13 protein-coding genes are annotated in these 12573 nt (G+C 67.6%); 1 reads left to right on the top strand and 12 read right to left on the bottom strand.

From position 1 onward, the window contains the following. Positions 1-115: 115 nt before the first annotated feature. The 12 genes from NDI56_RS02665 to NDI56_RS02610 form a co-directional block, all read right to left on the bottom strand. Positions 116-1900, bottom strand: coding sequence for a Na(+)/H(+) antiporter subunit D (locus tag NDI56_RS02665; protein ID WP_310917876.1), 1785 nt, complete (start codon positions 1898-1900; stop codon positions 116-118). Continuing rightward, positions 1900-3615 carry a proton-conducting transporter transmembrane domain-containing protein gene (locus NDI56_RS02660; RefSeq protein ID WP_310917874.1) on the bottom strand — a complete coding sequence of 572 codons (1716 nt, stop codon included), beginning with the start codon at positions 3613-3615 and terminating at the stop codon, positions 1900-1902. The genes NDI56_RS02665 and NDI56_RS02660 overlap by 1 nt, the downstream gene beginning before the upstream one ends. Continuing rightward, a complete protein-coding gene (locus NDI56_RS02655; RefSeq protein WP_310917872.1) occupies positions 3612-5090 on the bottom strand; it encodes a monovalent cation/H+ antiporter subunit D family protein in 1479 nt (492 codons plus the stop codon). The genes NDI56_RS02660 and NDI56_RS02655 overlap by 4 nt, the downstream gene beginning before the upstream one ends. Further along, positions 5083-5457, bottom strand: a complete 375-nt coding sequence (locus NDI56_RS02650) for a cation:proton antiporter subunit C (protein ID WP_310917871.1) — start codon at positions 5455-5457, stop codon at positions 5083-5085. The genes NDI56_RS02655 and NDI56_RS02650 overlap by 8 nt, the downstream gene beginning before the upstream one ends. Then, entirely contained in the window at positions 5454-5924 is a 471-nt protein-coding gene (locus NDI56_RS02645) for a Na(+)/H(+) antiporter subunit B (protein WP_310917870.1), read from the bottom strand. Before NDI56_RS02645 ends, NDI56_RS02650 begins: the two co-directional genes overlap by 4 nt. Beyond that, on the bottom strand, positions 5921-6460 hold the full coding sequence (locus tag NDI56_RS02640) for a DUF4040 domain-containing protein (RefSeq protein ID WP_310917869.1): 540 nt from the start codon (positions 6458-6460) through the stop codon (positions 5921-5923). Before NDI56_RS02640 ends, NDI56_RS02645 begins: the two co-directional genes overlap by 4 nt. Then, complete coding sequence (gene mnhG, locus NDI56_RS02635) at positions 6457-6768, bottom strand: monovalent cation/H(+) antiporter subunit G (RefSeq protein WP_310917867.1); 312 nt, start codon at positions 6766-6768, stop codon at positions 6457-6459. Before mnhG ends, NDI56_RS02640 begins: the two co-directional genes overlap by 4 nt. Next, complete coding sequence (locus NDI56_RS02630) at positions 6765-7040, bottom strand: cation:proton antiporter (protein ID WP_310917865.1); 276 nt, start codon at positions 7038-7040, stop codon at positions 6765-6767. The genes mnhG and NDI56_RS02630 overlap by 4 nt, the downstream gene beginning before the upstream one ends. Next, positions 7033-8079, bottom strand: coding sequence for a monovalent cation/H+ antiporter subunit E (locus NDI56_RS02625; RefSeq protein ID WP_310917864.1), 1047 nt, complete (start codon positions 8077-8079; stop codon positions 7033-7035). Before NDI56_RS02625 ends, NDI56_RS02630 begins: the two co-directional genes overlap by 8 nt. Before the next feature lie 92 nt (positions 8080-8171). Beyond that, positions 8172-9350: a bifunctional phosphopantothenoylcysteine decarboxylase/phosphopantothenate--cysteine ligase CoaBC gene (gene coaBC, locus NDI56_RS02620; protein WP_310917863.1), complete on the bottom strand. Its 1179-nt coding sequence runs from the start codon at positions 9348-9350 to the stop codon at positions 8172-8174. 52 nt (positions 9351-9402) lie between these two features. Continuing rightward, positions 9403-10320: a diacylglycerol/lipid kinase family protein gene (locus tag NDI56_RS02615; protein ID WP_310917862.1), complete on the bottom strand. Its 918-nt coding sequence runs from the start codon at positions 10318-10320 to the stop codon at positions 9403-9405. 99 nt (positions 10321-10419) lie between these two features. Further along, positions 10420-11166, bottom strand: a complete 747-nt coding sequence (locus NDI56_RS02610; RefSeq protein ID WP_310917860.1) for an FAD-dependent oxidoreductase — start codon at positions 11164-11166, stop codon at positions 10420-10422. A gap of 154 nt (positions 11167-11320) precedes the next feature. Here NDI56_RS02610 and pan1 point away from each other — a divergent pair, with 154 nt between their 5' ends. After that, positions 11321-12535 (top strand): proteasome-activating nucleotidase Pan1, encoded by a 1215-nt coding sequence (gene pan1, locus NDI56_RS02605; protein ID WP_310917858.1) that lies wholly within the window; start codon positions 11321-11323, stop codon positions 12533-12535. Positions 12536-12573 lie beyond the last annotated feature (38 nt).

Here is a 12573-nt window from a genome sequence, read left to right as displayed (position 1 = left end):
AGTGGCTGCCACGTGGGAACCACCTGTGTCCCAGTCGTGCCCTTGGCACAAAATCGGCGTATGAGTGTATAAAGGTACAGCACCAATTATCTGTTCTGAAAACACCCGTGCGAAATCAAGGGAGCAACAGCAGCGCAACTGTCACGAAGACGGCCAGTACGAGGATGCTAAAGCCGATACCGGCCCGAAGGGGGTTGGCGTCCTCGCCGCCGACGAAACGGTCGTATACGGTTTCAGGATTTGTAATCGAGTTGACTGCCGTCCGCGTCCCGGCGACTGTCGCCCGGTCGACGGCGGCATAGAGGTCGGTGACGCCGACGACGAGCCCGCGCGTGCCGTAGAACACGGCGGGGTTGTACAGCGAGTCGACGTCGGGGACACGTCCCAGCTTCGAGAGCGGTTTCTTCGTGAGATAGAAGCCGACCAGCCCGATGAGAGCCAGAGCGACACCTTCGACGACGTGGGGGACGGTGTAGGTCGTGTAGACCTCCTCGACCACGGCCGGGTCGGTCACGTCGAAGGGCAGCAGGGCGAACAGCGCGCCGTCGAACAGGCCGTAGAACACACAGAGTGCGGCGACCCCGACCATCGCGACGGCCTGTCCGCGGTTGGCGTCCTCGACGTCGCCGTCGTACTCCCCGTGGAAGAAGGCGTAGTAGCCGAACTTGATGAACGACATGAAGGTGCCGACCCCGCCAAGCAGGAGGAGCCACTCCAGTGTGGTCCACTCGTAGAGTGGGAGCGGTCCCTTGGCGAAGGTGTAGTGAGCGCCGTCGATGACGATACCCTTGCTGACGAAGCCGTTGAAGCCGGGGAAGCCGGCAATCGACAGCGCCGCGACGGTGAAAGACCCTGCCGTAATCGGCATCTGGCGGGCCAGCCCGCCGAGTTTCTTCAGGTTCTCCTCGCCGGTGCGGTAGACGACGACGCCGGCGGTCATGAACAGCAGCCCCTTGTAGAGGATGTGGTTGAACACGTGGGCGAAGGCGCCGGCCTGCGACAGCGCCGTCCCGATGCCGACGCCGGCTATCATGTAGCCGACCTGGGACTGGATGTGATAGGAGAGGAGCCGGCGCATGTCGTTCTGGAACAGCGCGAAGGTCGCGCCGAAGACGGCCATCCCGCCGCCCATGTACGCGATGGCGACGTGGCCGTCCGGGAAGGCCCGATACATCCCGTAGACGCCGGTCTTCGTGGTGAACACGCAGAGGAAGACGCTGGCGGCGATGTGGGGTCGCGGGTAGGTGTCGGGGAGCCAGGCGTGGAGGCCGATGAAGCCGACGTTGACGCCGATGCCCACCGCTGCGAGCGCCGCGGGCAGGCCCGGTGCGATACCGGCCGTCTCGGGTCCGCCGGGGACCGAGCCAAAGAGGAAGGTGCCTTTGATAGCGTAGTTCTGGAGGATGGCCGCCATCAGCAGCGTCCCGCCGATGCCGTGGAAGACGGCGTATCGGAAGCCGGCCCGGACCGCCTTCCCTCGGTAGTGCCACACCAGCAGCGTGCTCGTCACGGCCATCAGCTCCCAGAAGAACAGCAGGGTGAGCCAGTCGCCGGCGAACACCGCGCCGAAGCTGGTGGCGACGTAGGAGTAGGCGAAGGCGGTCTGGACGCTCTCGGCCTCGCTGGCGTAGGAATACAGCACCGCGGCGATGCCGATGATGCCGAAGATAATCCCCATCAGCCGGGAGAACTCGTCGACGTTCAACAGGACCGTCTCGAAGCCGAGGAACATCGTCTCGTCGAGGTACGCACCCGAGGGGACGACCCACGCCCAGGCGAGCGCCGCCGCGGAAGCGACGATACCGAGGGCGTGCCCGGCTTTGCGGGGCAGAAACGCGATGAGGACGGCCACGGCGAGCAGAGCGACGCCGGGCGGGACCATCGTCAGGGGCCCCGCCATCAGAGCGCCACCCCCGGGAGCCCGACGACGACGGTCTCGACGATGCGCAGGAAGACCGCGAGCCGGGGCGCGATGCCCAGCGCCAGCGACAGCGTCGCCGCGGTCAGGATAGGCCCGAGCATGAACCAGGTGCTCTCCTGCCCCTGCCAGCCACGTCGGTCCCAGCCGCCCTCCGGTGGGCCCCCGTGGTGTTCGACGTCCTCGTGGCGCTTGCCGAGGTGGTCGACCTGTTCGGGCCGGGGAACCGACTCGTCGGGGTCACCCATCTCGGCGTCCGAACCGTCGCCTTCGGAGAGCGGTTCTTCCCGCCCCTCGCCGCCGTCGGTCCGCACGGCCTCGCGACCGCCCAGTACCGCGCTGATGAGGGGCTTCTCGTCGTGGCCCTCCGGCGTCTCGAAGTACGCCTGATAGACGATTGGCCAGAAGTAGGCGATGTTCAGGATGCCCGAGAACAGCAGGGCGGCGGCGAAGACGAACTGCTCGCCCTGCAGGGCGCCGATGACGATGTACCACTTGCTGACGAAGCCCGCGACGAGGGGGATACCGGCCATCCCCGCCGCAGCGACGGCGAACGCGGCCATCGTCAGCGGCATCCGTCTGCCGATACCGGCCATGTCGCTGATGTCGTCCGTGTGGGTCTCGACGTGGATGGCCCCGGCACAGAAGAACAGCGTGAGCTTCATGAACGCGTGGGCGGGGATGTGGAGTAGTCCGCCTATCAGAGCGTTCCCCTCCAGCAGGGCGAGACCCAGCACGATGTAGGAGAGCTGGCTGATAGTCGAGTACGCCAGCCGGCGCTTGAGGTTGTCCTGACGCAGGGCGATTACGCTCGCGGTCAGCAGCGTGAAGGCGGCCACCGCGGCCAGCGGGAGCGCGACGCCGAGGTCGACCATGAGGTCGGTGCCGTAAACGTCGAGCACCACGCGAGCGATACCGAACACGCCGCTCTTGACGACCGCGACGGCGTGGAGCAGTCCGGAGACGGGCGTCGGCGCGACCATGGCGTCGGGTAGCCACGAGTGGGCCGGCATCAGCGCGGCTTTCACGCCAAAGCCCGCCGCGAGCAGGGCGAACGCGGCCCGGGCGAGCGTCGGGTCCGCCGTCGCGAGCGTCTCGATACCGCCGGGGGTAAAGGCCGTAGTCCCGGTCAGGAAGAACACGAGCAGCGTCCCGCCCAAGACGGCGACGCCGCCGCCGAACGTGTACGCGAGGTATTTCCGGCCGGCCGCGCGGGCCCCGTCGGTCTCGTCGTGGGTCACGAGGGGGTAGGTCGACACCGTCAGTAGTTCGTAGAAGACGAACACCGTGAGCAGGTTCGCGCCGAAGGCGACGCCCATCGCCGAGGCCAGACTCGCCGCGAACGAGGCGAAGTACCTGGTCTGGGCGTGTTCGGCCAGCCCGCGCATGTAGCCGATGGAGTAGAAGCTGGTGACGATCCACAGCAGGCTCGCCAGCAGGCCAAAGAGGATGCCCAGCGCGTCGGCCCGCAGGACCAGCGAGAGCCCGGGGCCGAGGGTGGCCAGTTGCGTCTCGTAGACGGTCCCCGAGAGCACGCCCGGGAGCATGCTGGCGACGATAGCGAACTTCGTCCCGGCCACGGTCAGGGTGACGCCCTCGCGGACGTTCGGCCGCGTTTTCAACGAGAGAATCACGGGGATAGCGAGGGCGCTCACGAGCACGGCGGCCAGCGGTCGGATGGAGGCAACGTCAGTCATTGGTTGAGCAGAGGTGGCAGCGTCTGTTCCAGAAGCTGGTCGAGCGCGGGGACGGCGGCGGTCAGGGCCACCGCCAGCACGGCGGCGACGACGACGACGGCGAGCATCCCGGTGGAGACGCTCGCCCCGCCGTCGGCGACCGGCGCCTCCTCGCGGATGGTCGCCTCGGCGAAGTAGAGCCGTTCACCGAGGCGGGCGAAATAGGCCAGCGTCAGCAGCGTACTGACGAGCAAGACGGCGACGACCGGCCATATCTCGGCCTCGACGGCGCCGACGAGGATGTACCACTTCCCGACGAAGCCGATGGCGGGCGGGACGCCGACCATCGCCAGCGCGAGGACGGTAAAGGCCCCGGCAGCCAGCGGGGTGCGAGTCCCCATCCCGGCGTAGCCGCCGACGGTCGACGCGCCCGTCTCCCGTTCGATGATGCCGGTCGCGGCGAAGAGGCCGCCTTTCATGACGGCGTGGCCGACCAGATGGACCGTGGCACCGACGACGGCGATGGGCGTCGCGACGGTGAAGCCGGCGATGACGAGGCCGAACTGCGACACCGAGGAGTACGCCAGCATCCGCTGGACGTTGCGCTGTGAGACGGCCAGCGCGCTGCCGGCGACGATGCTCAGCGAGGCCAGTGCGACGAGCGCCCAGCGGGCGGCGGGCACCGCGGTGAGAAAGTCGACGGTAAAGACCGAGAACAGCAGGCGCGCCAGCGCGTAGGCCGACACCGTCGAGACCAGCGCCGAGATGAACGCGCTGGCGCTGTCCGGGGCGTTCGCGTAGGCGTCCGGTTGCCACGTGTGGAGGGGGAATAGCGCGACCTTCACGGTGAGCCCGCCGACCATCAGCCCGAACGCGGTCAGGACGAGCGTCGAGTCGTAGCCGACCGCGGCGAGCTTCGCGCTCATGTCCGCCATGTTGAGCGTCCCAGTCGCGGCGAGGGCGTAGCCGACGCCCAGCAGGTACAGCGACGCGCCGACGGTGCCGATGACGAGGTACTTCAGGGCCGCGACCGCGGCGCTGGCGTCGCGCCCGCTGGCGACGAGGCCGTACGCCGCCAGACCCGTGATTTCGAGGAAGACGTAGAGGTTGAACACGTCGCCGGTCACCGTCATCCCCGTAAGCCCGGTGACGAGCAGGAGGAACTGGCTGTAGAACGTGTTCTCGTGTGGGCCGGCGTGTCGCGCGTAGGCGAGGACGCCGAGCGAGATGGCACTGATGAGGGCGACGACGGCGACCGAGAGACCGTCGACGACGAGTTCGATACCGTAGGGCAGCGCGAAGCCGCCGACAGCGTAGCTGACGACGCCGTCGGTCCACACCTGCCGGGCGAGGAGGCCGGCGAGGGCGGCGTGGACGAGCGTGGTCGCGAGGGCTATCGACCAGCCGGCGCGGTCGGTGACCAGACTGGCCACCAGCGGGACGGCGCCGCCGATAATCGGTACGACGACGAGCAGGACGGGGAGGTGTTCAATCATAGTAGAGTTGCTCCAGTGTGTCTTCGTCGAGCGTGCCGTACTCCGAGTAGATGCGGACGATGAGCGCGAGCGCCACCGCCGTCAGGCTCACCCCGACGACGATAGCGGTCAGGATGAGCACGTGGGGCAGCGGGCTCACGTAGGGGCCACCGCCTTTCGTCACGACCGGCGGGTTCCCGCCGGCCCGGTAGGCCAGCGTGATGAAAAACAGGAAGATACCGGTCTGGAAGATGTTCATCCCGATGACCTTCTTCACGAGGTTGGGCGACTCGACGAGCATGTACAGCCCGATGCCGAGCAACAGGACGACGGCGTAGTAGTTGTACCGGCTCGTCAGCAGGTCGAGCTGGAGCGCGGAGAGCGTCATTGGTCGCCCTCCGCGTCGGTGACGTGGCCGAAACCGGCCGCGAGCAGGAAAAAGAGGCCGATTGCGACGCTGGCGACGATGCCGCCGATACCCAGTTCGACCAGCTCGATACCGTACTTGCTGGCTTTGGAGTAGTAGGGCATGTACGCGTTGTACTGGAGGAACTGTCCGCCAAGCGCCATCGCGCCGAGCCCGATAGCCGCAAACAGGAGGACGCCGCCGGACGCGAGCGCCGCGACGACCCGCACGTCCACCCACTGTCGCGTCGAGTCGATACCGAACGCGAACGCCAGCATCATCACGACCGAGCCCGCGATGACGCCGCCCTGGAACCCGCCCCCGGGCGTGTCCGCGCCGTGGAACATGATAAAGAGGGCGAAGGTGAGGACGAAGGGGGCCACGACGCGGACCGTCGTCATGATGATGGTCGACTCGACGTACAGCCCCGGCTCGTCGTCGACGCTCATGCGAACACCTCCCGGCGCAGCACCGACAGCGCGACGACGCCGGCGGAGAAGACGACGACGGCCTCGCCGAGCGTGTCGAAGCCTCGATAGGCCGCGAGCACCGCCGTCACCGCGTTTTTGACCTGGGTCTCCTCGTAGGCGTTCGCCAGGTAGTACTGTGTGACCTCGCCGCCCACGACCGGCGCGGTCGGGTCGCCGATGGCCGGCAGCGACGGGACGGTCGCCCCCATGACGAGGACGAACGCGCCCACGAACGCCACCGTCCGCCAGCGGACCGACTCGAACAGGCTGTCGGCGTCCGGCGTGACCGTGTTGGCGAGCGCCAGCAGGAACAGAATCGTCATGATACCCGCGCCGACGGCGGCCTCGGTCAACCCCACGTCCGGGGCCTGAAGGACGAGCCAGATGATGGAGATGCCGAGGCTGTAGGCGGCGAAGGCGATGACCGACGCCAGCGTGTCTTTCAGCAGGGCCGCCCCCAGCGCACAGCCGACGACGAACACGAGCAGGGCGGCCTGCAGCGCAGTCAGGCTCATCCGTCGCCCTCCTTTGTCCACGGCTCGATACCCTGCTCCTGTGCGGCCCGAGCGATGGCGTGGGCGGCCGTCGGGTTCGTGATGAACATGAAGACGATGAGGAAGACGGATTTGACCGTCGAGAGATTCGACTCCAGGGCCAGCGCCACCGCGGCGATTGTGAGCACGGCGCCCAGCGTATCGCTTTTCGATGCCGCGTGCGCGCGCGTGTAGATATCCGGCATCCGGACGATACCTATCGCGGCGACGGCCCCGAAGAAGGCGCCAAGCAGCGCGAGCGCGACGATGGCCCACTCGACCGGCGTCATAGCACCCCTCCGTGCTCGACGTTGAACTTCGAGAACGCTATCGAGAGCAGGAAGTTCAACAGGGCGTAGACGAGCGCCACGTCGAGGAACGTCGACTCCTCGAAGGCCGCGGCCACCAGCGCGATGGCGATGACCGTGTTCGTGCCGGCGACGTTGACCGCGATGACTCTGTCGTGGATGGTCGGGCCGACGAACACCCGATAGAGGGCGACGACGGCGAAGAGAACGAACGCCGCGGCGATGGCCAGCAGCGCGGTCGAGAACTCAACCATCCGACCGTCCCCCGTCGTCGCCGCGTTCCCGCGGCGTGGCGATTGCGGCCGCCTCGCGGCCGTAGAAGACGAACCTGACGGCCCGTTCCAGCCCGCCGTCGAAGAGGTCCTCGCGTGAGCCGGCGGTGAGGGAGTGGATGTCGAAGGCCCGGTCGGAGACGCTGATAGTGAGCGTTCCGGGCGTGAGCGTGATGCTGTTTGCGAGTGTCGTCACCGCGGCGTCGCCCCAGACGGCCGCCCGGAGCTCGACGACCTCGGGGTCGATTGGCAGGTCCGGGTGGAGGACGACGTAGGCTATCTGGAGGTTCGCGACGGCGATCTCCTTCAGGAGATACGGGGCGTAGATGACCATCCGGACGAGCTGCTTGCCGACCCGGCGGACCGAGGGCTGCTCGCTGAACGCGACCGGGGCGAGCAACACGGCGACCAGCGTCGCGGTGAGAAAGCCGGTGAAGAAATCGAGGGGTTTCCACGAGGACAGCAGCATGTAGAACAGGTAGGAGCTCCCGAAGACGGTGAGGTACTTCGGCAGCGACGCCGCGCGAGCCAGCACGGTTCGCTCCGTCCGGCGGTCGACGGGCGCCTCCTCGACCGCCGGCTCGCCGCGGGACAGCTCGATTGTGAGCGGGCGCAACATCGGCGCCGCGCCGCCGGGGCTGTACTCGGGGTCCAGCACGATTCGGTCGATGGCGGACTCCGCGGCGTATTCGAGCAACACGTCGGCGTAGTCACCGGGGCTGAACAGGTATCGGTTCGCGCCGAGCACGTCGGTGACGACCGAGAGGTCCGCGGGCGGTGTCCCGCCCGTATCCTCGTCGACCCACGCCTGGACGCGTTCCAGCAGGTCGCTGGCCGCGGCCAGTTCTTCGGGGGCGTCTGGGTCGACGGCGCGGGTACTGGCGACGTCGACGAAGTGGAGTTCGACCGGGCGGTCTTCGGCCGCCGCAGTGGCGACGTCGACGACGTAGGCGACGGTGTTGCGCACCGTCACGGAGTCGGCGACCGGGACCAGCAGACGAAACGTGTCGGGAGCAGTCACGATAGTTTGTGAGAATCCTGTATCTGTGTGGTTGAGAGGCGCTACAGTCGTTACCGGTAGCGAACGTCGGGATACGCAAAACTATTTCGCAATTAGTCGGTCGCCGATGATTGTTCGCCCAGTTTTGCGGCCAGTTTCTCGGCGACGGCGAGTCCCAGCCCCTGTTTGTCGCCGGTGTACTCCCGGTAGTCGGCGGCCTCGACGAGCAGCGCGCGGGTGCGTGTCGCGCCCATCACGCTCGCGTCGTTGGCGACGACGAAGGCGAGGTCGACCCGGTCGCGGAGCTCGCGGGCACGGGCGCACAGCGCCTCGTCGTCGCCCGCCGATTCGACCTTGAACCCGACGATGGGCAGGTCGGGGTGGTCGGCCCGGACGGTGTCGATGAGCTTCGGCGTCGGTTCGAGTTCCAGCGTCAGTCCCGACTGGCCGCTCCGTATCTTCTCGTCGGCCGCGGAGACGGTGTAGTCGGAGATGGCGGCCGCGGAGACGAGCGCGTCGGCCTCGTCGGCGATATCGGCGACGGCAGCGGTCATCTCGGCGGCCGACTCGACCGGCTCGACGGCGGCGTAGGGAACCGCGGGCCCGTCGTGGACGAGCGTCACCTCGGCCCCGAGGACGTGACAGGCCCGGGCGACCGCCCGGCCGGTCCGCCCCGAGGCGCGGTTCGAGAGGGTCCGGACGGGGTCGACCGATTCGGTCGTCGCGCCGGCCGTGACGACCACGTGACGACCGCCGAGGGGCCGCTCGCCCGCCGCCCGCGCGACCGCGGTGACGATGGCGTCCTCGGTGGCTATCTTGGCTTTCCCCTCCTCGATACGCGGGTCGACGAAGTCGACGCCCCACGATTCGACCCGGGAGAGAGCGTCCAGCACGCCGGGGTGGTCGTACATCGGCTCGTGCATCGCGGGCGCGACGACGACCGGCACGCCGGCCCCCAGCGCCGTCGTCGCCGTCGTCGTCACCGGCGTGTCGTCGACGGCCGCCGCGACTTTGCCGACGGTGTTCGCCGTCGCGGGCGCGAGCAAGAGCACGTCGCCCCAGCCGTCGACGCCACACAGCTCGACGTGTTCGACCCGACCCGTGAGTTCGGTCACGACGTCGTTCTCGGTGGCGAACTCGACGGCCCAGGGGTGGACGATACCCGTCGCGCTGTCGGTCATGACCGCCCGGACGGTGGCCCCCCGCCGGCGCAGTTCGTGGGCGAGTTCCACGGTCTTGACCGCCGCGATGGAGCCCGAGACCCCGAGGACGACGTTCACTCCCTCCAACATGCTCTGCTCTTGGCTGTCCCGGCCTAAAAGTTCGCCCGGTCGGGGGACCCGCTCAGTCCGGTCCCGGGCGATACGTCTCGCCGACGGCCACCGACAGCGTCCGCGGCCGGTTCGAGAACGAGAGGCGCTGTTCCTGGAGTATCTCGCCGTCGAGACTGAACCGAACCGACGCCGGGTGGTGGACCTCGATGGAGAGCGAGCGAGCGCGAAACCGGGTGATATACTCGGACTCGCGGCCGAGCAGCCGCTCGACGATGGCCTCGCTCATGAGGTTGAGAACCGGCACGTCTTCGATGACCGTCACGTCGAACAGCCCGTCTTCGACGTCGGCCGGCCCGTTCGTGCCCGGTGTGAACTGTCGCCCGTTCCCTATCAGGACGCTGAGGGCGTCGCCGGTCCACATCGGCGCCGCCCGCTCTCGGCCCTCGATGGTGACGGACAGCCGGAGGGACTCGAAGTCCCGTACAGTCCGCAGCGTCGTCACGACGTACGCCAGAACGCCGAACCGGCGTTTCATCGCGGCGGAGGTCTGACTGCTGGAATCCGCTGTCAGCCCGGCGACACAGGAGTTGACGAAGATGTGACCGTCGGCCTCGCCGACGTCGATACGGCGGCGTTCGCCGGACTCGACGACGTCGAACGCCGCGTCCACGCCGGTGATACCGAGCCGTTTCGCGAAGTTGTTGCCCGTCCCGACGGGGACGACACCGAGCGTGACACGGTCGAAGGCGCCGGCGCGGTGGATGCCCCGAACCACCTCGTTTACCGTGCCGTCGCCGCCGGCGGCGACCACCGTCGAAGCGCCGCCGTCGGCGGCCGCCGCCGTCAGCGCGACCGCGTCGGTGTCCGGACCCGTCTCTACGAGCGCGTACCCGAGCGCTTCCGCGTGGGTCCGCACAGCGGCGCCGTGGGTCCCGCTCCCGCTCTCGGGGTTCAGGACGACGACGGTGTCCGTCGAACGCTGTGTCATCGGCTATCGTCCCAGATACTCACAGGGTGGACGGACGACGGCTTGGTTATGACTCCAGTATCCGGCGTAAGCTCGCCGAACCCCGAGACGGGGGCGGTCTTACCGCGCTTGCTCGTCCGCTGTGACGCTCGGGTGCATCGTCGGCTCGTCGGGATATGGTGCCGCGAACGCCTCGCGCATCCGCTCTAGGGATTCGGCCTCCCGACGTTCGCGCTCTTCGTCGCCTATCTCCTCACACCCGGGTGGGACCTCGCGGTCGCGGCCGGTGAAGTAACCCTCCGGGACGGTCCAGTCGTGGTAGAAGTCCACGTCGCTGTCCTCGACCACGGCGATGCCGACCTGCGCGCCGTGGCCGGCGGCGACGATGCTCTGGTGGTGTTTCTCGGCCAGTCGGCCGGCGGCGTACAGCCCGTCGACGCCCGTCGAACCGAACTCGTCGACGCCGACGAACGTCTTCGACCCGCGGTCCAGGAGGTCCACGTCGAGCCCGTCGAGATACGTCGGGTCCGACCACGAGGCCGCGATGACGTAGTCCGCGGTGTAGCGGTCGCCGTCGGCGGCGAGCAACTCGAACCCGGAGTCCACAGCGGTGACCCGCTGGATTCGCCCGTCCTCGAACTCGACACCGGCGCTTTCGGCCTGTTCACGCTGGAGGTCGAGCAGGAGCCGGGGGTTGATACCCGCCGGGAAGCCGGGGAAGTTCTCCAGGTGGGCGTTGCGGTTCAGAATCGACTCGCCGGTCGAGACGACGGTGGTGGCGAGGTCGGCACGGGCGGTAAACAGCGCCGCGGAGAGCCCGGCGACACCGCCGCCGACGACGACCACCGAAGGGGTGTCCGCTGCCATACTGGACACGTTGCCTACGACCGGACAGAAAGCTGCCGATTCGCACCGGTCGAGCTGGAACGCCGTCACCGGTCGTTTCCGGGCCGCTACCCCCGGTATCGAAAGCTGGCGCTACCCGAAGCCTCATAACGATACACCCACTAGAAGGCCCATAATGACCGACACCGTCGACGAGGTGGACCTACCGTACGACGAGGGCGCCTCTATGCAGAAGAAAATCGAGGCGCTACAGGAACGGCTGGAGGTGCTCGAATCGCAAAACGAGGAGATGCGGGACAAGCTCCTCGACGCCAACGCGGAGAACAACAAGTACCAGCAGAAGCTCGAACGGCTGACTCACGAGAACAAGAAGCTCAAACAGTCGCCGCTGTTCGTCGCCACGGTACAGGAACTCAACGACGACGGTGCCATCATCAAGCAACACGGCAACAACCAGGAGGCCCTGACCGAGGTCACCGACGAGATGCGCGACGACCTCTCGCCGGACGACCGGGTCGCCGTCAACAACTCTCTCTCTATCGTCAAACAGCTCAACGACGAGACCGACGTGCGGGCCCGCGTGATGCAGGTCGACCAGTCGCCCGACGTGACCTTCGCCGACATCGGCGGCATCGAGGAGCAGATGGAAGAGGTCCGCGAGACCGTCGAGATGCCCCTCGTCAGCCCGGAGATGTTCGAGGACGTGGGCATCGAGCCCCCGAGCGGCGTCCTGCTGCACGGTCCGCCCGGCACCGGCAAGACGATGCTCGCGAAAGCCGTCGCCAACGAGACCGACGCCACCTTCATCAAGATGGCCGGCTCCGAACTGGTCCACAAGTTCATCGGCGAGGGCGCCAAGCTGGTTCGTGACCTCTTCGAGCTCGCCCGCCAGGAGGAACCCGCCGTCGTCTTCATAGACGAGATAGACGCCATCGCCGCCAAGCGGACCGACTCGAAGACCAGCGGCGACGCCGAGGTCCAGCGGACGATGATGCAGCTGCTCTCGGAGATGGACGGGTTCGACGACCGCGGTGATATCCGCATCATCGCGGCGACGAACCGCTTCGACATGCTCGACCGCGCCATCCTGCGCCCGGGCCGGTTCGACCGCCTCATCGAGGTGCCAAACCCCGACGTCGAGGGCCGCGAGCAGATCTTCCGGATTCACACGCGCAGCATGAACGTCGCCGACGACGTCGAGTTCGCCGAGCTGGCAGAACAGGTCGAGGACGCCTCCGGGGCCGACGTGAAGGCCATCTGTACCGAGGCCGGCATGTTCGCCATCCGCGACGACCGCACCGAGGTCCGGATGACCGACTTCCACGACGCCTGGGCGAAGATACAGCAGGAAGAAGACGAAGACGAAGACGTCTCCCGCACCTTCGCCTAAACTCGCCGAGCGGATTCGACTCGCGTTCCAGAACACGG

Origin of the sequence: Halomicroarcula saliterrae (assembly GCF_031624395.1) — an archaeon.
In the GTDB taxonomy this organism is placed as follows: Archaea; Halobacteriota; Halobacteria; order Halobacteriales; family Haloarculaceae; genus Haloarcula; species Haloarcula saliterrae.
This window is presented reverse-complemented; position numbering and strand designations above follow the sequence as displayed.